Origin of the sequence: Streptomyces sp. AC1-42W (assembly GCF_003248355.1) — a bacterium.
Classification (GTDB): Bacteria; Actinomycetota; Actinomycetes; order Streptomycetales; family Streptomycetaceae; genus Streptomyces.
Map to the genome: position 1 here is coordinate 854,308 of NZ_QKWY01000001.1, position 20,539 is coordinate 874,846.

Here is a 20,539-nt window from a genome sequence, read left to right on the forward strand (position 1 = left end):
TGCGCGTGTGCCGTGGGTCACGGCAGGCTTGCCAGGGAAATGGGAGAGGTTCCGCCGGTGTCGTCCGAGGAAGACCGTACGAAGGCCGGGTCGCTCGATCAGGGTGCCCTGCTCAAGGATCTGCAACGGCAGGTCGTGCTCCTGCGGGAGGACCTCCGGGAGCGTACGGAGTCGGAGCCGGAGTACGCGACGGCCCTGCACGCCGAGTACGACCGTGCCCTGTCGTCCGAGCGCACCGGCTTCCCGTACGAGACGTGGCGCGACGAGCGGGTCGTGCAGATCGCGGCCGCCTGGATCCTGGCCTGCGTCTTCGTCCGTTTCAGCGAGGACAACGGGCTGATCCCCGACGCCTGGCTCTCCGGACCGGGGGAGCGCCTGGCCGAGGCGCAGGACCGCCACGACGACTTCTTCCGCCGCAGCCCCGAGCTGAACGACCGCGACTGGCTCACGGAGTCCTTCGGCGCGCTGGCCGACGCGCACCCGACGGCGGCCGGCCTCTTCGACCGCCGCCACAACCCGCTGTGGGAGGTCACCCCGTCCTACGAGGCGGCGACCCGGCTGCTGGCGTTCTGGCGCGAACGCGGTGCGGACGGCGAGGTCCGCTACGACTTCTCCGACCCCGAGCTGAACACCCGCTTCCTCGGCGACCTGTACCAGGACCTCTCCGAGCACGCCCGCAAGACGTACGCCCTGCTCCAGACCCCGGTGTTCGTCGAGGAGTTCATCCTCGACCTGACGCTGGACCCGGCCATCGAGGAGTTCGGCCTCGACCCCGTCTGGAAGCACACGCCGGACGGCTGGCGCGGCGAGCTCACGGACGGCGAGGTGCGCGGCCTGCGCTGCATCGACCCCGCGTGCGGCTCGGGCCACTTCCTGCTCGGCCTGTTCACCCGCATCCTGGCGCGCTGGCGCGAGCTGGAGCCCGGCACGGACGACTGGGTGCTGATCCGCCGCGCCCTGGAGTCGGTCCACGGCGCGGACAAGAACCCGTTCGCCGCGTCGATCGCCCGCTTCCGCCTGCTGGTGGCGGCGCTCAAGGAATGCGGCGCACGGGAACTGCGCGGCGCGCCGGAGATGCCGATCCGCGTGGCGGTGGGGGACTCGCTGCTGCACGGGCGGGGGGCGGAGGGCGTCACGGAGTCGCTGTTCGCGGAGCGCGAGACGTTCTACTACCGCACGGAGGACGCGGAGGAGTACGCGAAGGAAGTGGACCTGCTCGGCAAGGGGACGTACCACGTGGTGGTGGCGAACCCGCCGTACATCACGGTGAAGGACAAGCAGGAGAACCAGAACTACCGGGACAAGTACTGGGCCTGCGCGGGGAAGTACGCGCTGTCGGTGCCGTTCGCCCAGCGGATCTTCGAGCTGGCTGTGCGGGGTGGTGGTGACCACCGGGACGGTGGCTTCACGGGGCAGATCACCGCGAACTCCTTCATGAAGCGCGAATTCGGGAACGTCCTCATCGAGGCGTACTTCCACGGAGGCTCGTACAAGGACCCCCAGAGCAAGCGGAAGCGGGACTTCTCGGGGGTGGAGCTCTCGCACATCATCGATACGTCGGGGACCTTCATTCCGGGGCACGGAACCCCGACGGTGATCCTGGCCGGTCGGAACCAGGTGGCACGGCAGGGGCAGCCGATTCGTGCGGTGCTTGGTGTGCGGGGAGAACCGGACCAGCCCGAGGACCCGGCAAAGGGGCAGGTGTGGACGGCGATCAGGGATCAGGTGCGGAGGCCTGGGAGCGAGTCCGAGTGGGTCAGCGTCGAGGACGCTGAACGGGGGCGGTTCGCCGCGTACCCGTGGTCGCTCAGCGGTGGCGGTGCAGGCGCCGTCATGGAGGCCGTAGAAGCTGCTGGCATCCATAAGTTGGGTGATGTCATCGAGTCGACAGGGTTCCACGACATCTTGGGCGAGGACGATGTTTTCGGTGCCAGTCGAGTGCCGACGACGTGGAAGCGCCAGCGAGTGGCGTCTAAACCTCTCGTGACCGGTGATGTGATGAGGGATTGGCTCGTGAGCACGCGGGCCGCTGTGCTCTGGCCGTACGAAGACGACACCACGAACCTGTCGTTGCAGGATCTCTCTCTCTTTTGGCCGTACCGAAGCACTCTTCGGGCTGGTCTGACCTTCGGCAAGACCAGAGAAGATCGCGGTATGGCGTGGCACGAGCACATCATGCTGTCGCGAGAACGCACGAAGGCGGCGGCGTTGATTGCATTCGCGTTCGTTGCCACGCACAACCACTTCGTGCTGGACCGGGGTGGCAAGGTGTTCAATCGTTCCGCGCCCGTCATCAAGTTGCCGGAGGGGGCCGGCGAGGAGCGGCACCTGGAGTTGCTGGGGGTGCTGAACTCCTCGACGGCTTGCTTCTGGTTGAAGCAGGTGAGCCATGACAAGGGTAGTCAGGGCATCAATGAGGGATTCAAGTCTCAAGAATGGGAACGTTTTTACGAATTCACGGGAACAAAACTTCAACAGTTCCCACTTCCCGAGGCTCTTCCGCTCGCCCATGGCCGTGAACTCGACGTTCTGGCTCAGGAGCAATCGGCGTACGAGCCCTCGACTCTCGTGGCACGCGCTGTTCCCACCCGCGCCGCACTCAACGCGGCACGCGATGCCCTGGCTAACATCCGTGCTCGCATGATTGGCCTCCAGGACGAGCTGGACTGGGCTGTCTACGGTGCGTACGGCCTGCTCACGCCGACTGAGACTGCGCGGACCACGCTTCCTGATGAACCTGCCGACCTGACCGACGCCGAGTTGCCGCGCGTAGCCCTCGGTCAGCGCGCCTTCGAGATCGCATTGTCCCGAAGGGCGCGCGACGAAGAAGCTGAGACCACCTGGTTCGAGCGGCATGGGGCCACGCCGATCACCGAGATCCCCGCCGACTGGCCCGACGCCTACAAGAACGTCGTCCAGGCCCGTCTCGACCTCATCGAGTCCAACAAGGACATCCGCCTCATCGAGCGCCCCGAATACAAGCGCCGCTGGTCCACCGAGCCCTGGGAGAAGCGCGAAGCAGCCGCCCTCCGCACCTGGCTGCTCGACGCCGCCGAGCGCGAGGACCTGTGGTTCGAGGAGCGGGACGAGTTCACGTCCCCCCGCCCCCTCACCGTCAACCAGCTCGCCGACGCCCTCCGCCATGACGAGGACGTCCGGTCCGTCGCCGCTCTCTACGCCGCCGACCACCTCGGTAAGCGGGACGCGTCCCTGGCGACCGTGCTGGCCGCTGTCATCGAGCCCGAGCACGTCCCGTATCTCAGCGTCCTGCGCTACAAGGAGACCGGCCTCCGCAAGCGCGCGCAGTGGGAGCGGGTCTGGGAGCAGCAGCGGGAGGAGGACCGGACCGGGCAGCGGCTCGACATCACGGTTCCGCCGAAGTACTCCGGCGCCGACTTCCTCAAGCACTCCTACTGGTCGAACCGGGGCAAGCTCGACGTACCCAAGGAGCGGTTCATCTCCTATCCGGACGCGTCGACCGACAACGACCCGTCCCTTCTGCTCGGCTGGGCCGGCTGGAACCACCGTGAGCAGGCCGAGGCGCTGGCCAACCTCGTCCACGACCGGGCGGAGAAGGACGGCTGGCCGAAGGAGGACCCCCGCTTCGTGCCGCTTCTCGCCGGGTTTCAGGAGGTCATGCCCTGGGTGCACCAGTGGTACGACGAGTTCGACGACGAGTGGGACGGCAACCCGGCCGAGGAGTTCCAGAGCGCGCTCAACCTGGGCCGCACCGAGCGCCATCTGTCCGAGGCCGACCTGCGCGCGTGGCGCCCCGAGAGGAAGCGGGGCGGCCGGAAGAAGGCCGCGGAGTAGGCCCGTACACGCGCAGGTGGGCGGGGCCGGAAGCCGGTCCCGCCCACCTGCGCGCACGAGCGCGTCAGCCGCGCGCGGCCATCCGCACGAACCGCGTCCACCCGGCGCTTCCCACGTTCAGGATGGGGCCGTCGGGCTGCTTGGAGTCGCGGACGCACACAGACGCGTGGACGGTTGCGACCTCCACGCAGTCGCCCCCGTTGCCCGCGCTGTAGCTGCTCTTGAACCAGACTCGCTCGTCTGGGCTCATCGGCGGTACTTCCCTGTTCATAGTTCTCCCAACAGCCTCTTGATGAAGGCCAGCGACTCCCTCGGCGTCAGTGCCTGGGCCCGGAGGACGCCGTAGGTCGATTCGTACGGGCCGACCTTCTTCGGATCCGAGTGCAGTGCGCTCTCGGCCTGCACTTCTGTATAGGCCATCCTGCGCTGATCGCCGATGTGGAGCAACGTGAACGCCCCTGCCAGACCGGCGTGTTCCTCGCGGTTGGTCGGCATGATTTGGATCTCGATGTTCCGTTCGTGCCCGAACACCAGGAGCTGCTCCAGCTGGCCGCGTAAAACCGCTCGTCCGCCGAGCGGGCGCCGCAGCGCGGACTCCTCGATGACGAAGCTCAAGAGCGGTGCCGGGCGTCGGGAGAAGAGCTTCTGGCGATCCATCCGGGCGGCGATGCGCTGCTCGATGGTGTCGGAGTCGAGCAGTGGACGCCACATCTCGAAGACCGCTCGCGCGTAGTCCTCCGTCTGCAACAGGCCCTTCACCACGTGGTTCTCGTACGCGTGGAGCTGCGTCGCCTGCGCCTCCAACTGCGCGTACCGGCGGAAGAACGACGGATACCGAGCCCGCTCCACCTCATCCTTCATCGCCATCAGCACGCCTCGCGCGCCCACGGCGAGGTCCACCGCGTCCACCATCTCAGGCTTCGGGATGCGCCGCCCCTGCTCCACGGCGGCGATCTGGGCCTCGCCGTACCCGACGATGAGGCCCAACTCCGCTTGCGTCAGCCCTGCGGCCTCGCGCAGCAGCTTCATCTGGCGGCCGAAGCAGCGCAGGAACCCGCCGCCCGGTTCCGCCGCGCTCTCGACGGGGTCGGCCATCGCAACATCCATGAGTCCCGCGCTCCTTCGGTCGGTCGGCAGGCAGTGGCAAGAGGCTAGGACCGTAAGAGGCGCTGAAGGGCGGGTTCCACGTAAACGTCCGTCTTGTGAGTGACCTGTGCGCGTGCCTTCGGCGCGGTGCCCGGAGGCGGCCGGGGGCCGACCATGGGGCCCGTACAGCCCCGTCAGTGGCCTCGCCGACCCCGACAGAACCGGCTCGTACGGGCGTTTCCCCTGGTGAGAGGGATGCTCGGCGCGGGAGCCTTCGGTGTATGACGACCCCCGGCCTCACCGCGCCGCACCCCGGCGACCTTTTCGAGCTGCGCTTCTCCTCCACCGCGCGCGGCGCCCGCCTGGCACGGCGGCTCGCCTCGCACCGCGTCCATGCCTGGGGCCACCGCTACGGCTCCGAGGTGAACGACACGGTCGGCCTGATCGTGGGGGAGCTGGCGGCGAACGCCGTCACGCATGGGCGGGTCCCCGGCCGCGACGCCCGGCTGCGGCTGATTCGGGTGACCCGCGAGAGGTGGCGCGTGGAGGTGAGCGACACCCGGGGGGAGCGCAGGCCGGCCGCGCGAGCGGTCCTTCCCGCGGGCGACGAGGAGACGGGGCGTGGACTGCTGCTGGTCGCGGCCCTCAGCCAGGAGTGGGGCGTGGACGAGCGCAGGGGCGGCCCGGGCAAGACGGTCTGGGCGGTGGTGACAGTGCCGCCCCGCGACTGACCGGCCGAGGGCGGATTCCCGTACGCGGCACCTTCCGGTGCCGCACACGGGTCCGACGTAACGGGAAAGGTTCCGCTGTGACCAAGCAGATCGCCGAGCCCTCCGACGAGGCCGGCGAGCCTTCAGGCCACGGTGGCCGCGCCCCCGGGGAACGCGGCCTGCAACCCGCGCCGGCTTACGCCGCGTCGTCAGTCCCGCGGACCTTGCGGAGGGCGCGGATGGTCAGATCCACGGCGAAGCGCACCGTTTCGGTATCCCGCAGCGGGCAGTTGACTACGTACTGGTGCCCCGGCCGCACGTCGCGAAGCTTGATGCGGACGGGGTCGGCGTCGGCAACGTCCTCCTTGGTGAGGCGCAGGGTGAGTCCACCGTTCGCGGGCTTCACGTAGGCCGCTGCGCCGTAGCGGCGGACACCGTCATCGCGGATCATCAGGTAGTCCGTGAGTCCGTCCTTCGTCCGGGACGATGTGCCCGTGACGATCTCGACGGACCCGAGGGAGCGGACGCGCTCGAGATAGTCCAGAACCCGGGCGTTGGTGTCGGCGCCACGTCCCCGCTCCTCGACGAACGCGCTCACTTCTGCCGAGCTCATGGCGTTCCCCGAGACCACAGGGACAGAGGGCTCATTGTCCACCTTGTCGCCCTCGGTGAGTTGCAGGAACTCCGCGATCTCTGCAGGGGTCCCAGTCAGAACCTGAACGCGCATAACTCTCTCCCTCCGTTGCCGCCCCTGGTGGGTGGCTGCACTCACTATAAGGTTACTCACGCTTGAGTGTGCACGTGTGCGCGTAAATGAGTCTACTCACGCTTGAGCGGCTTGTCGTTGGCTCGCCAGAGGCCGACTCTGCGGGGACTCCGGATGGCGGGGCCATGCCGTGGCCGGATCAGGGCTGTAGCGCCGGGTGGGCCGAGTCCCGGCAAAGCCGGGAAAACTACTTCAACTGCGCTTCCCCGGTGCTACCTTCGGCACCACCGGAAGGCCCGATGTGTCGGGCTTCGGGTAGGACCGGTGCCGGTGACGCTCACCTGCGCGGACGTCCTGCTTCCCCTCGCGTGGCGCGGACGCGAGGGCGCCATCTGCCCACAGGCCGCCCGATCCGCCTCCAGCCGGCCACGGACCGTGCGACGAGGGCCGCACCTAGACGAGTAGTTCCGATGTGTTCAGTGATCGAATGCGGTCAGCGACCGCAGGACCGGGGCTCCGGTCTTGTGGTTGTGCCAGATCGCGGCGGCCATCGCGAGGATGCGCTGGGCGACACGGACGGCGACGCCCTCGAAGGTGCGTCCGCCGTGCTGCTCCAGGTCGAGCTGGCCTTTCAAGGTGTCGTTGACCGACTCGATCAGCTGCCGCACCGACTTGAGCAGCGACTCGCCCTTGCGGCGCTTCTCCCGCTTGAACGACGGGCGGAGCAACTGGGCGCCGCGGAAGGCGAGATCGGTCTCGAACTCCTTGGAGGCGAAGCCCTTGTCCGCGATGACGAGCAGACCGGGCCGGTCGGCGGTCAGGTCTGGTTCGCGGTCCAGCATCGCGGCCAGGACCTCGCGTTCGTCGATCTTCGGGCTGGCCAGGGCCCAGGTGATGGGCATGCCGGTCGGCGTGCAGACCAGGAAGAGCCGCAGGCCCCAGTAGAAGCGGGAGTGCGAAGCGCAGTACCCGTATCCGGCCCAGCCGGCCATGTCCGACCGCTTCACCGTCGGGCGGGACATGCCGCACGGCACGGGCGTGGAGTCCACGATCCACTGGTTGTCGAACCAGAAGTCCGTGTCCACCGCGAGCATCCGTATTGCCTTCTTCACCAGCGGCAGCGCCGCACGCAGCCGCTTGTTGTATCCCGGCCGCTTGGGCAGGTACGGGAACATCGCACTCAGGTTGCCGTGAGCGAAACGCAGCCAGCGGGCTTCCGAGGCGAAGCCCAGCAGGGACTGCGCGACGGCCAGACAGACCAGCTCGGAATCACTCAACTGCGGTGGCCTGCCCAGGCATCGGGCCCCTCCGATCTCGTCGTCGATCTTCACGTACAGTCCGGTGATGAGGGCGTCCAAGTCTTCGTTCGTCACAAAACGATCTTGGGCGCCCTCGCCATGTCTCCGGGCGGACCATCAACATTCGGAACTACTCGTCTAGACCGCCGCTACGCCGCCGATGCGGAGCACCTGTCGGTTCTTGAACGGGTCACCGGCGTCACACCCACCACTGACAGTAAGGACAGCGCAATGAGCATGGAACTCGTGGCCGGGATGCTGATCATGTGGGCAGCACGGAAGGCGCGAACCGCGGGGCGGCAGCTCAACGGGATCACCGACCGCACGCTGGAACTCGCCGCCCAGCGGCTGTCGGAGGTCGTGGAGGCCAAGCTGGGCACCGACCCGGCCATCCGGCGACTGGTGTCCGAGTCGCAGCAAGACGGCCAACCCACTCCTGCGGCGCGGGCAAGTGCGGAGACCGCTCTCCAGGACGCAGCGAACCACGACCCCCGGTTCGCGGCGGCTCTGGAGGCCATCGTTTCGACGCTGCCGAGCCGCACGGACACCGACGCGGCAACGGGTGTGCCGTCCCCCGGCATTCAAGCCGGTGGAGCCGTCATCACTGGACCCAACTTCGGCAAGATCAGCGCCCCCACCAAGATCTTCAACTTCGCCAAGCAGAATCGCTGGAAGACGCTCATCGCGATAGCCCTGCTCATTGTCGCGGCCATTTTCGGCGTCAGGGCCCTCGCAGGGTCCTCCGGCGGGGGAGGTGGCGGAGAGGCCGCAGGGTCCTCCGGCGGGGGAGGTGGCGGAGAGGCCGCAGCGTCCTCCGGTGGCGGAGACGCGGGAAAGGCCGGCGCGGCAGCCATGGTCGGCAACTGGAAGACCTCCGGATCCTCCAGCCCCCAGGTCTTCGGCGAGGACGGCAGGTGTTCGGGCTTCTACTACGCCAACGGCGCCCCGCTGGACATCGGCGGCCCGATGACCTGCGCTATCTCCAGCGAACCGGACGCCGACGGCCGCTACACACTAGTCGTGACGCAGAGTCCGAACCAGGCGACGTACAAGGTGGCCTTCGACACCGCCGACCACGCAACCGTCTACTCGTCGACGGGCCAGAAGATCTACGAGATCGACCGCTTCTGAACTGCCCGACCCAGGGGATCAGGTCCCGGGCCCGCAGCTGACGAACGTACCGCCCGGCATCGCAGGAGCGCGGTGCGTTCGCTCGTGCGCGTACTGTTTCCTCACGGTGCTGGGACACTGAGGAAAGTGGAGGTGGCGAGCATGCCGGAGGAGCGCGACGACGTGCGGTTCAGCGTTCCGCTGTACACGCAGGCGGAGGCCGCGCAGTACCTGGGCATGGCGCCGTCGACCTTCCGGGCGTGGGCGCGGGGATACCGCAATCACTTCCCCGACCGCGCCGACGTGGTCGGGGACCCCATGATCACGTCCCTCGGACGGCCTACCTCCGCGCAGCCCTCGATTCCCTTCATCGGCCTGGCGGAGGGCATGTTCCTGGCAGCCCTGCGGCAGGCGGACATGCCGATGCAACGGATCCGCCCGGCGCTGGAGCTGGTGCGGCAACGGTTCGGCGTGGAGTACGCACTGGCGTCCCGCCGGTTCTTCGTCTCGGGCGCGGAACTGTTGTACGAGGTGGTGGACGACCTCGGCGACCGTGACCGGCAGGACGCTGCCAAGAAGCTGGTCGTCCTGCGCGACAGCCAGTACGTGTTCCGCGAGGTCGTCGAGCGGAACATGAAACGGATCGAGTACGACGAGACCAGCGCCGACGGATACGCCACCAAGCTGGTGCTGCCCGGGTACGAGGTCGCTGACCTGGGCGTGCAGCCGGGGGTCAACTTCGGACGACCGTATTTCACCCGGACCGGGACCCCGCTCCATGTGGTCCAGGGACTCCTGAAGGCAGGGGAGGCGTGCGAGGACATCGCGGACGACTTCGATCTGCCCGTCGACGAGGTGACCGAGGTGTCCGACCGGATGGGACTCAGGGCGGCCTCGTGACGGAACCCGGGGGGATCAAGCTTTTCCTTGATCGGAGCACCAACGGGAAGCGGTTCGCCGAAGCGGTCAAGCGCCTGTTCCCCGACACGGTCACCATCGGGGAACGCTACGGCGTGGCGGCTGCCGAGGGAGTGCCTGACGTCGACTGGATCCGGGACGCCACCGGTGAGGGGCGGATCTGTATCGGCTCCGACATTCGCATCGTGTCCAACGTGCTGGAGCTCGCAGCCGTCGTCGAGTGCTCCGCGCGCTTCTTCCTCTTCCCGAACAACAACATGAGGGTGGCGGAGCAGGTCGCGCGCTTCAACGCCCTTCACGACGCCATCGTGACCGCAGCGGCCGAGCCAGGACCCTGGGTGCACAAGCTGACGGCCGGCGGACTGAACCACACCCCGAGAGAGGTCCTCGTGCAGCGCTTGGCGGCCGCGCGACGGCGTACACATGCGTAATCCGCAGGACGACCGCTCGGGCCGCCCCGGCCCGGAGGCTCCACCAGCGCCGGATCAGCGCCTTTCGGGGACCGTTCGCCGGCCCGTGTTCCCGGCCGTGTTGATGTTCCGTCGGAACGGTATTTGTGGGGTGCACGCGCTCTGCGGCTCCTCGGCACGGTGTCCGTGTCATTGCTCCGGTGGCAGAAGTTCCGCCCCGCTGATCCATTCCGGTCCGCACTGCTCCCGCGAACACCCGAGCTGGCAGGATGGACGGGTGTACGTGCGGGACGCGAGTGACATCGTGACTGCGCCGCGTGTCCGGCCGCGGCGGCCGGGCGGAAGGTATCGGGGAGCGGGAGCGGGAGCGGCTGATGGCCAGGGGCAGTGACATCGTGCTGAAGGACGTCCTCGACATCAAGGAGGACGTCCACGCCGGTGACTTCAAGGTCGAACTGTCGAAGGGCTTCACCGGATCCTCCGCCGGCACGGTCGAGGAGTACGTCGTCACCCCGCAGCTGCGGGAGCAGTTCGACACCGCGCTGAAACTGATCCGCGGCGCGGTGAAGAAGAACAGCTCGTACGCCGCTTACCTGCACGGTTCGTTCGGTGCCGGTAAGAGCCACTTCCTGAGCGTGCTGCACGCCGTGCTCAACGGCGATCCCGCCACCCGCGCCAAGCCCCGGTTGCGCGAGGTGGTCGCCGAGCACGACGAGTGGCTGCGCGGGAAGAAGTTCCTCATGGTCCCCTACCACCTGGTCGGGGCGGCCAACCTGGACTCCGCCCTGCTCGGGGGGTACGTCAAGACCGTGCGCGAGCGTCACCCCGACGCACCCACGCCGCTGGTCTTCAAGGCCGACTCGCTGCTGTCCGACGCACGCAACCTGCGCGCCTCCCTCGGGGACGAGGAATTCGCGAAGCTGCTGCCCACCGCCGAGGCCGCACCCGGAACCGCGGCGGACGACGAGGACGACGAGGGGCTCGCCCCGATCGGTGCCGTCGCCGACACCGCCTGGACCACTGCGGAGCTCGATGCCGCCTTTGCCGCGCCCCACGGGGACGAGGGGCGGGCGCGACTCGTATCAGCCCTGGTCAGTGGGCCCAACAAGGCGTACGCGGACAGCATCAGGGGCGACGCGGCGGCCTACGTGTCCCTGGACGACGGCCTCAGTGCCATGAGCGTGCACGCCCAGTCGCTCGGCTACGACGGCGTGGTGCTCTTCCTCGACGAACTGATCCTGTGGCTGCAGGCCCGGATGCGGGAGCGGACCTTCGTCAACGACGAGATCCAGAAACTCGTCAAGCTGATCGAGTCCAGCAACCCGGACCGCCCGGTCCCGATCGTCTCCTTCATCTCCCGCCAGCGCGACCTCTCCCAGCTCGTCGGCTCCGACATCCTCGGCTCCGACGTGCAGAACATGGAGCAGGCGCTGGAATACCTCAAGGAGCGCGTCACCGTCGTCGACCTGGAGGACCGCAACCTCCCGGAGATCATCAAGGAGCGGGTGCTCAAGCCCAGGCCCGGGCAGGAACACGTGCTGGACAACGCCTTCGAGGGCGTCGACCGGTTCAGCCCGCTGGTGAAGGACGTCCTGCTGGACGACGGCGGTGCCACGCACGCGGGCTGGGACGACTTCCGTACCGTCTACCCGCTCTCACCCGCCCTGCTGAACGTCCTCGTCGCTCTCTCCGGCGCCCTCCAGCGCGAGCGCACCGGCCTCAAACTCGTCCAGCAGCTCCTGGAGAAGAACGCCGACGCCGAGCTCGGTCGGCTGATCCCCCTCGGCGACCTCTGGGACGTCCTGATCGACGGAACCGGGGCCGCCTTCACCGACAAGCTGAAGCACGAGTCGGAGGCGGCTCAGCGGTTCCACGCCAAGGCCCGTCTCCACCTGCTGGAGAAGTACGGACGGGACGACCACCCCGACTTCCTCGCCGACGACCGCTTCGTCAAGACGTTGCTGCTGGCCGCGCTCGCCCCCGACGTGCCCGCGCTGCGCCGTCTCACCGGGGCACGGCTCGCCGCCCTCAACCACGGTTCCGTGCGGTCACGGACCGTGCCCGTCGGGCAGAAGGTCATCGACCGGATGCGGGCCCTGCAGGGCGAGTACCCCACCGAACTGCGGGCCGAGGGAGACACCGACCCCGTTTTCTCGCTGCACCTGTCCGACCTGGATGTCGAACCCCTCCTCGACGCCGTCGCCGGTGAGGACCGGTCGGGCGTGCGCCGCGTATGGCTGCGGGACCGGCTGTGGGAGGAACTCGGAGTCGGGGAAGGCCGGCTCGTCCCCGAGAAGGAGATCATCTGGCACGGAACCCGGCGCACCGCGGAGTTCGTGTTCGGCAACGTACGCGACCCGCGGGACCTGTCGGACGAGCAGTTCACACCGGCCACCCCGGGCAACATCCGCTTCGTCGTCGACTACCCCTTCGACGACGACGGAAACTACCCGACCGACGACTACCAGCGTGTGGTCGAGCTCATCCGGGACGGGCACACCGCTCCCACCCTCGTCTGGCTGCCCGACTTCTTCTCCGAGCAGCGCAAGGCCCAGCTCGGCCGGCTCATGCGGATCAACTTCCTGCTGGAGCGCGACCGACTCGCCGACTACACCCGCAACTACCCGCCGGACGACCGCGCCAAGGCCCGCCGCCAGCTGGAGGTCGGCCGCGAAACCCTCACCCGCACCCTCACCGGCTCGCTCGCCGAGGTGTACGGAATCGCCGAAGCCAAGGACGGCACCACGGCCGCCGAAGTCGTGGAAGGCCGCCATGTCCTCTGCCTGGACCCCCGTTTCCCGCGCCCGCAGCCGGAAGGCGGAAAACCCTTCGCCGACAACGCGCTGCACCTCGCCGGAGGGCTCCTCGCCGCGCTCCACCCCAAGCACCCCGACTTCGGCCGCCACCCCAGCGGCCAGAACAAGGCCGTCACCACCGGTGAGCTGCGGACATCCCTGGAGTGGATCACCCGGGCCATGGACGAGGGCGGACGGGCGGAGGTCGACAGCCACCAGCTGAGGACCGTCAAGCGCATCGTGGAGCCCCTGGAACTCGGCACCGTCCACGACGGCCCGCTCGTGCTGCGTGCCGACTGGCGTACGCGCATCAACCAGGCCGCCGCCCAGCACAAGGAACGCGGACCGCTCGACGTCGAGGACATCCGCGGCTGGATCACCCGGGACCTCGGCTACGACGGCCTCGACAGGCAGACGACGAACCTCCTGATCGCCGCGTACGCCCTGCTCGACGACCGCGCCTGGGTCTACCACTCCGGCCCGGAGACCGCCGCGCCCGAACTCGCCGCGATCGGCCCCGGCTGGGCGCTGCGTTCCCAGCCGCTGCCCAGCGAGGACGAGTACGCCCGCGCCCGGGACCGTGCCGGACGGCTCTTCGGGGTCCGCGCCAAACCCGCCCTGTTCGCACGGAACGTCAACAAGCTCGCCGAAGAGGTCCGGGACAAGGCCGCCGAGTACGAGAACCACGTCACGGGCATCCGGGCCTCACTGGACCAGCACGCGTCGCTGCTGGGCCTCGACGGCGACACCCCCGCCCCGCGTACGGCGATGCTGCGCGAAGCCGCCGGGGTGCTCGCCCGGCTCAGCCGCCACGGCAGCGACGCGACCGCACTCGTCCGGGAACTCTCCGGCCTCACGTACGAGACCCCGGACCGGGATCTGGCCCACACCATGACCACCGCGGAAGCGGTGCTCCGGGCCCTGGACGACGCCGACGCCGCCTGGCGGGTCCTCCAGAACGTCCGGCGCCTCAGCGACCGCGACGACAGCCTGGGCGACCGCGCACGCCGACTGCTGACCCAGGTCGCCGATACGGCCCGGTCCTCCGAGTTCGAGCGCTCGCTGGTACCCGTACTCGGCGACGTACCGGAGACCGGCATGGCCATCGTGGAGGCGGCTCTGCACATGGAGCGGGCGACCCCGCCGCCGCCCCCTGCTCCGGGACCGGACCTGATCCCCCTCTCGCGGCACGGGAACCCGCCCGTGGCCTCCGACCCGGTCCCTCCCCCGGCGGTGCCCGAGCCCCCACAGCCGCAGGTCGCTTCGGAGGGCCCGGCACAGTCCGCCCGGCGGGTCATCGCCTCCGGCCCGTCGTCGCTGGAGTCACTGCTCAGCGACGAGCTGGACGCTGTCCGCGCGGAGATCGAGCAGTTCCGCGCCACCCACCCGGACACCTCGGTGGAGATCATCTGGCGTGCGGTGAGGAACGGGGACGAGCAGAGCACGGAAGAGGGCAGCTGATGGCCGTACGCCCCGCGGCCGGCCGCCGCGCCATCGAAGTCCTCCTGGAGAGCGAACTCCCGCATGCGGAGGACCGGCGCCTGGTCCTGGTCGACGCCACCTACGACGGAGGGGGCCCGGACACCGAGTTCACACTCCGGATCGACGGGCGTAAACGCCGGGTCCGCATCACCGAACAGCACTCCCCCCTCGGGATCGTCGACGCCTGGCAGCGCCACCGGTCCCAGGAGGACCCGGACGGCGACAGCGTTCTCGTCGTCACCGGCACCGTCCCCGCCGACCAACTCGGCTGGGACCTGCGCGCCCACGCCGTACGCAGACGCTCCCTCACGGTCGACCCGGCGGACATCGTCAAACAGCTCTTCGGAGCCACGGACCTCGACGCCCGGATGGTCGGCGAGAAGTGGCTCCTGGACGCTCTGCTCGACGCCGAACCCGCGGACCACTGGCCGCGCGGCGGAGCCGTACTCACCCGTGACCGTGCCGTACGGGCTCTGCTCGCCGCACGGCTCGGGCTCGGCGACACCACCTCCGACACCCTGGACTTCGACGCCGACACCCTGTTCGCCTGGACGCGGACCGGCGCCGGCCCCGCCCTGTTCGCAGCCCTTCCCGCCGCCGAGCGTGCGGGTCTCAGCGAGTGGCTGGAGAAAGCCGTCGGACCGGCCGCACCCACGCTTCTGGCATTGGCCGCCGACCAACGAGGCGCCGACGCGCTTCCGCTGGGGGCGCTCGCCTCGGCGGCGTTGGCCGCCTCATCGGCGGAGGCCGCCGGATTCGCCCTGGGCACCCTTTACGGCTCCGCCCTCTCCTCCTTCGACGCCCTGCGGCCCTTCGCCGACGCCGCGACCGGCGTCGTCACCCGCTGGATCGCCCAGGCCGAAGGCAACAGCACCCACGGAGCCGAGGCACGCAGCCGGGTACTCGCCGTGCTCGACCGGGCCGACCAGCTGGCCGCCGACGCGCGGCTCAGCCCGCTCATCGGCACCGACCGCATGCTGCCCTCCGGCTACCGCGCCCGGCTGCGTACCCTGGCCGCCACCCTGGACGGCGACATCGCGCACGCCGAGCAGGCGCTGCGTGACCTGGCCGAACACCAGCTCGCAGAGCTGAACGCCGAGTCCACGGAGATGGCGCGCACCGCCGTACGCCTGGTGCGCTGGCTCGACGCACCGATGCCGAAGACCGGGTCCACGGGCCAGGCCGTGCGGGAGCACATGGCGTCAGCGGCCTGGGCCGATCTGGCCGTCGGGATCCTCTCCGAGGGCGACACCTCGCTCGACACCGCTGTGGGCGAGGCCTACCACCGGCTGATAGGAGCGATCCGCGAGCGTCGCACCCGGCTCGACGAGGCATTCGCCCGCACCCTCGCCGACTGGACGGAGACCGCGTCCCAGCAGTCGACCGGGGGCGCGCTGCTCATCGAGAACGTACTCGCCGAGGCAGCGGCACCGCTCGCCCGCGACGGAGGCCGTCCGCTCATCCTCGTACTCGACGGCATGAGTGCGGATGTCGCCGTCCAGCTCGCCGGCGAACTGGACCGCAGGGTGTGGACCGAAGTGGTACCCAAACCGCGCCCGGGCAAGGAGGCGGCCCGCCAGGCGGCCGTGTCCATGCTGCCGTCCCTCACCACGATCAGCAGGGCGTCCCTCCTGAGCGGAGAACCGACACAGGGTGGGCAGAGCGTGGAACGCGCCGGGTTCACCACGTTCTGGCGCAAGCGCCACCGTGACGCCCACCTCTTCCACAAGGGTGGTTACGAAGGGCCGCCGGGACACCGCCTCGCCCCCGAACTGCTCGCCACCCTCGCGTCCGACGACATCGTCGCCGTCGTCGTCAACACCATCGACGACGCGCTCGCGGACGGCCGCGAAGGTGCCCGCGGCCGGTGGAACATCGGCGACATCGCCAAACTCCCCGACCTGCTCAACGCGGCACGCGACTACGGCCGCCCCGTCGTCCTCGTCTCCGACCACGGCCATGTTCTCGACCGCACCCCGCGTGGCCACCAGCAGACCGACGCGGCGGGGGTGGGAGGCGCACGCTGGCGCACCGGCACCCCGCGGCAGGGGGAGATCGCACTGGCGGGCCCCCGTGTCCTCGCGGGCGGCGGGCAGATCATCGCCGCCTGGCGGGACGACCTGCGCTACACCGGCAGGCAGGCCGGATACCACGGCGGCGCCGCTCTTGCGGAGATCACCGTCCCCGTGATCACCGTCGTCCCGTCCGCCGATCTGATCCCGGCCGGCTGGACCCTGCTGCCCGCGGAAAGCACCGCTCCGCACTGGTGGCGAGGCGGCGGCGACACGACGCCCGAGTCGGCCTCCGCGGCCACCGATGAACGGCCGCGCGGGAGGAAGGCGGCGAAGTCCGCGCAGGTCGTGGAGGGCGAAGGCATCTTCATGCTGCCCGGAAGGGGCACGCTCGGCGAACAGGCCGTGCAGTCACCCCTCTTCAAGGCCCAGCGTGAGTTCGTCCGGCTCGCCCCGACGGAGAAAGCCGTCGCCGCGGTCCTCGACGCCCTGCTCGCCGCAGGCGGAAAGCTCTCCCCGGGCGCGGTGGCCGCCGCCGCGCAGGCCGCCACCGGCAAGTCGCAGCGCAACCCGGAGCGCTTCGCGACCGTTCTGGAGCGGCTGCTGAACATCGACGGATACCCCGTACTTCAGCTCATCGAATCCGGACGGACCGTCCAACTCGACAAGTCCCTGCTCCAGCAGCAGTTCCTCGGAGGTGCCGCATGACCGCCGGGGGCTCGGACATCAGCACGGCACGCCGACGCGACGTGATCGACGCCCTGCGGCGTGGAACGGTGCCGCAGTCCGGGCTCGGACTGTTCGCCGTAGGACTGAACCGCTTCGAAGCCGCTCTCGACGACGACCTGGACACCGTTGCCCGCGGCGGTTCCGCCTTCCACGCCCTGCGCGGCGAGTACGGCTCCGGCAAGACCTTCTTCGCACGCTGGCTCGCCGAACGCGCCAAGCGGCAGGGCCTGGCCGTCAGCGAGGTGCAGATCTCCGAGACCGAGACCCCGCTGCACCGGCTGGAGACCGTCTACCGCAGGCTCACCGAACGCCTCACCACCACCACCCACCAGCCCTCGGCTCTCCGGTCGGTGATCGACTCCTGGTTCTACGCGCTCGAAGAGGAAGTCCTGGCGTCAGGGGACATCTCCGAGGACGACGAGGACGCGCTGGCCGCGGCCGTCGACGAACTCCTGGAGCGCCGTCTCGCCGATGTCGCCCGCACCACCCCCGCTTTCTCCGCCGCGCTGCGCGGCTACCGTCAGGCCGTCGCCGCAGGTGACGGCGCCCGGGCCGAGGCGCTCATCGCCTGGCTCGGCGGCCAGAAGTCCGTGGCGGCGTCGGCGAAGCGTGCCGCGGGTATCCGGGGCGACCTCGACCACTTCGGAGCCCTCGGGTTCCTCCAGGGGCTTCTCACCGTCCTGCGGGACTGCGGACACCCTGGTCTCCTGCTCGTACTCGACGAAGTCGAGACCCTGCAACGAGTGCGCGGCGACGTACGGGAGAAGTCCCTCAACGCGCTCCGTCAGCTCCTCGACGAGATCGATGCCGGACGCTTCCCCGGCCTGTTCCTCGTCATCACCGGCACCCCCGCCTTCTACGACGGCCGGCAAGGCGTCCAACGCCTCGCGCCCCTCGCCCAGCGCCTCGCCACGGACTTCACCACCGATCCCCGCTTCGACTCCCCACGCGCCGTGCAACTGCGCCTGGCGGGCTTCGACCTGGACTCGCTTGTCGAACTGGGCGCCAGAGTGCGCGATGTCTACGCGGGAGCGGCTCGACACCCCGAACGGCTGGCCGGGTGCGTCGACGACGCCTACCTCGGGGAACTGGCTCGTGGGGTCGCCGGGTCGCTCGGCGGGAAGGTCGGCATCGCCCCCCGCCTGTACCTGCGCAAACTTGTCGCCGATGTCATGGACAGGGTGGACGAGTTCGAGGACTTCGATCCACGCACCCACTACGCCCTCACCCTGAAGGGCTCCGAGCTGAACGAGACGGAACGCAGTGCGGCCGCCGGCGCGGGAGACATCGAACTGGATCTGCCATGACGGAACCGGCCGAACCCTTCGACCACCTCGACCCCGTTCTCGGACACCACATCGTCAACTCCCTCGGCTGGCGCTCCCTGCGTGCCCTGCAGGAGGAGTCCGTCGAGCCGCTCCTCAACGGCGAGGACGCGGTACTGCTGGCACCCACCGCGGGCGGAAAGACCGAAGCCGCCGCGTTCCCGCTGCTCACCCGTATGAACCAGCGCGGCTGGAAGGGCACCAGCCTGCTCTACGTGTGCCCGCTCAAGGCCCTGCTCAACAATCTCCACCCCCGCCTGGAAACGTACGCGGGCTGGCTGGGCCGCACGGCATCGCTCTGGCACGGCGACATCACCACCGGCAAGCGGCGCCGTATCCTCGCGCAGCGTCCGGACATCCTCCTCACGACTCCCGAGTCATTGGAGTCGATGCTGGTCAGCGCGCACGTAGACCACCAGTCCTTCTTCTCGGGGCTGAACGCCGTCGTGGTCGACGAGGTGCACGCCTTCGCGGGGGACGACCGGGGCTGGCACCTTCTGGCCGTACTGGAACGCCTGAGCCGCGTCGTGGGCCACCCCCTCCAGCGGATCGGCCTGTCCGCGACCATCGGGAACCCCGACGAACTGCTGGCATGGCTCCAGGGCTCCGGACACGGTCGCCGTCCCGCCCGTGTCGTCGCGCCCCACCTTCGAAAGCAGCCGCTGGACGGCTCGGCAACCGCCGCGCCGCCTCCCGGCGACATCGAACTCGACTACGTCGGGTCCGTGGCGAACGCCGCCACGGTCATCGCGGCCCTGCACCGGGGCGAGAAGCGGCTGGTCTTCTGCGAGAGCCGCCGCACGGTGGAGGAGCTGGGCGAGAAGCTGCGGCTGAAGGGCGTGACGACGTTCCTGTCCCACGCCTCGCTCTCCGTGGACGAGCGGCGGCGGGCCGAAACCGCGTTCGCCGAAGCACGTGACTGCGTGATCGTCTCCACCAGCACGCTGGAACTGGGAATCGACGTCGGAGACCTCGACCGCGTCATCCAGCTGGATGCCCCAGCGACCGTTGCCTCGTTCCTCCAGCGTCTCGGGCGTACCGGCCGCCGCCCGGGCACCGTACGCAACTGCCTCTTCCTCGCGCTCGACGCGGAAGGGCTGCTCTCCGCAGCCGCGCTCCTTCTGCAGTGGTCCCGCGGCTGGGTGGAACCGGTCGTCGCTCCTCCCGAGCCGCGCCATCTGGTCGCCCAGCAGCTCCTGGCCCTGTGCCTCCAGGAGCACCGGGTGGGCGAGAACCTGTGGCAGGAGTGGTGGGGCGGCATCGGGCCGTTCGGGCCGGGGGCCGCCCCCGTCGTGCGCCACCTCGTGGAGCAGGGCTATCTGGACCAGGACGGCGGGCTGCTCTTCGTCGGCCCGGAGACGGAACGACGCTACGGGCACCGCCACTTCATGAACTTGACCGCGGTCTTCACCGCCCCGCCTGAGTTCACCGTCCTCAACGGCCGCACAGAGATCGGCCGCACCGACCCCGACCTGCTCACCGAAGAGATCGAAGGCCCGCGCAAACTGCTGCTGGCCGGCCGCAACTGGCTGGTGACGTACATCGACTGGAGCCGCAAGCGCTGTTTCGTGGAACCGGCCGACGAGGGCGGGCGAGCGAGGTGGAGTGGATTCGGCGCTGAGCGCGTCCGTTCGTTCACCCTCGCCCGCGCCGCTCGTGACATCCTCCTTGGCGGGGAGCCGCCCGTGCGCCTGACCAGGAGGGCGAAGACCCAGCTCGGCGAGGCAAGGCATACGTATCTCCACGGAGTCCACCCCGGAGGGACGGTCATCACCCGGCACACTGACGGCGACGTCCGCTGGTGGACCTGGGCCGGACACCGCGCCAACGCCACCCTGGCTGCCTCGATGGCCCCCGTCGTCGCTCCGCGGCGACGGGTCAACGATCAGTGGATCAGGCTCCGGGACGACCTCAGTCGGGAGGGCTGGCGGTCTGCCCTGACCGACGCGGGTACAAGGCTGTGTCTGCCCGAGGTCGACGGCAGTGCGGTTCGCGGCCTCAAGTTCGGCGAAGCTCTTCCGCCCCGCCTGGCCGAAGCCACCCTGGCCGCACGTACAGCAGATGAGCAGGGCGCCGGCCGGGTCCTTGCCGAGCCCATTCGCTTTGTCATGCTCGCCGACGACTAGTCACCCGCGCTCTCCACCT

The 20,539-nt window shown here is 69.4% G+C and carries 13 protein-coding genes; 9 read left to right on the forward strand and 4 right to left on the reverse strand.

Annotation, left to right across the window (positions count from 1 at the left end; genetic code table 11):
• The first annotated feature begins 39 nt into the window (after nt 1-39).
• Nucleotides 40-3,813: a BREX-2 system adenine-specific DNA-methyltransferase PglX gene (gene pglX / locus DNK56_RS03870; protein ID WP_111330446.1), complete on the forward strand. Its 3,774-nt coding sequence runs from the start codon at nt 40-42 to the stop codon at nt 3,811-3,813.
• Between the two features lie 64 nt (nt 3,814-3,877).
• Here pglX and DNK56_RS03875 read toward each other — a convergent pair whose 3' ends face one another.
• Nucleotides 3,878-4,063 (reverse strand): DUF397 domain-containing protein, encoded by a 186-nt coding sequence (locus tag DNK56_RS03875; RefSeq protein WP_111330448.1) that lies wholly within the window; start codon nt 4,061-4,063, stop codon nt 3,878-3,880.
• 17 nt (nt 4,064-4,080) lie between these two features.
• Nucleotides 4,081-4,908 carry a helix-turn-helix domain-containing protein gene (locus tag DNK56_RS03880; RefSeq protein WP_111335433.1) on the reverse strand — a complete coding sequence of 276 codons (828 nt, stop codon included), beginning with the start codon at nt 4,906-4,908 and terminating at the stop codon, nt 4,081-4,083.
• A gap of 272 nt (nt 4,909-5,180) precedes the next feature.
• On the opposite strand from DNK56_RS03880, the gene DNK56_RS03885 reads away from it, so the two are divergent.
• Entirely contained in the window at nt 5,181-5,630 is a 450-nt protein-coding gene (locus DNK56_RS03885; protein ID WP_111330450.1) for an ATP-binding protein, read from the forward strand.
• Between the two features lie 175 nt (nt 5,631-5,805).
• On the opposite strand, the gene DNK56_RS35735 is transcribed toward DNK56_RS03885, so the two are convergent.
• Both DNK56_RS35735 and DNK56_RS03895 read right to left on the reverse strand, forming a co-directional pair.
• Nucleotides 5,806-6,336, reverse strand: a complete 531-nt coding sequence (locus DNK56_RS35735) for a hypothetical protein (RefSeq protein ID WP_241989751.1) — start codon at nt 6,334-6,336, stop codon at nt 5,806-5,808.
• 455 nt (nt 6,337-6,791) lie between these two features.
• Nucleotides 6,792-7,688 (reverse strand): IS982 family transposase, encoded by an 897-nt coding sequence (locus DNK56_RS03895; RefSeq protein ID WP_111330452.1) that lies wholly within the window; start codon nt 7,686-7,688, stop codon nt 6,792-6,794.
• A 156-nt stretch (nt 7,689-7,844) separates the two neighbouring features.
• On the opposite strand from DNK56_RS03895, the gene DNK56_RS34895 reads away from it, so the two are divergent.
• The 7 genes from DNK56_RS34895 to DNK56_RS03935 all read left to right on the forward strand — a co-directional run bounded on the left by DNK56_RS34895 (nt 7,845) and on the right by DNK56_RS03935 (nt 20,520).
• Complete coding sequence (locus DNK56_RS34895) at nt 7,845-8,744, forward strand: hypothetical protein (protein WP_158558552.1); 900 nt, start codon at nt 7,845-7,847, stop codon at nt 8,742-8,744.
• Nucleotides 8,745-8,885: 141 nt separating this feature from the next.
• Nucleotides 8,886-9,623, forward strand: a complete 738-nt coding sequence (locus DNK56_RS03910) for a DUF433 domain-containing protein (RefSeq protein ID WP_146610531.1) — start codon at nt 8,886-8,888, stop codon at nt 9,621-9,623.
• Nucleotides 9,620-10,072 (forward strand): PIN-like domain-containing protein, encoded by a 453-nt coding sequence (locus tag DNK56_RS03915; RefSeq protein WP_111330460.1) that lies wholly within the window; start codon nt 9,620-9,622, stop codon nt 10,070-10,072. Before DNK56_RS03910 ends, DNK56_RS03915 begins: the two co-directional genes overlap by 4 nt.
• 353 nt (nt 10,073-10,425) lie before the next feature.
• Nucleotides 10,426-14,307, forward strand: a complete 3,882-nt coding sequence (locus DNK56_RS03920; RefSeq protein ID WP_111335439.1) for a hypothetical protein — start codon at nt 10,426-10,428, stop codon at nt 14,305-14,307.
• Nucleotides 14,307-17,048 (forward strand): BREX-2 system phosphatase PglZ, encoded by a 2,742-nt coding sequence (pglZ, locus tag DNK56_RS03925; protein ID WP_111330462.1) that lies wholly within the window; start codon nt 14,307-14,309, stop codon nt 17,046-17,048. Before DNK56_RS03920 ends, pglZ begins: the two co-directional genes overlap by 1 nt.
• A complete protein-coding gene (brxD, locus tag DNK56_RS03930) occupies nt 17,045-18,376 on the forward strand; it encodes a BREX system ATP-binding protein BrxD (protein WP_111330464.1) in 1,332 nt (443 codons plus the stop codon). The genes pglZ and brxD overlap by 4 nt, the downstream gene beginning before the upstream one ends.
• Entirely contained in the window at nt 18,373-20,520 is a 2,148-nt protein-coding gene (locus DNK56_RS03935) for a DEAD/DEAH box helicase (RefSeq protein WP_111330466.1), read from the forward strand. Before brxD ends, DNK56_RS03935 begins: the two co-directional genes overlap by 4 nt.
• Nucleotides 20,521-20,539: the final 19 nt, after the last annotated feature.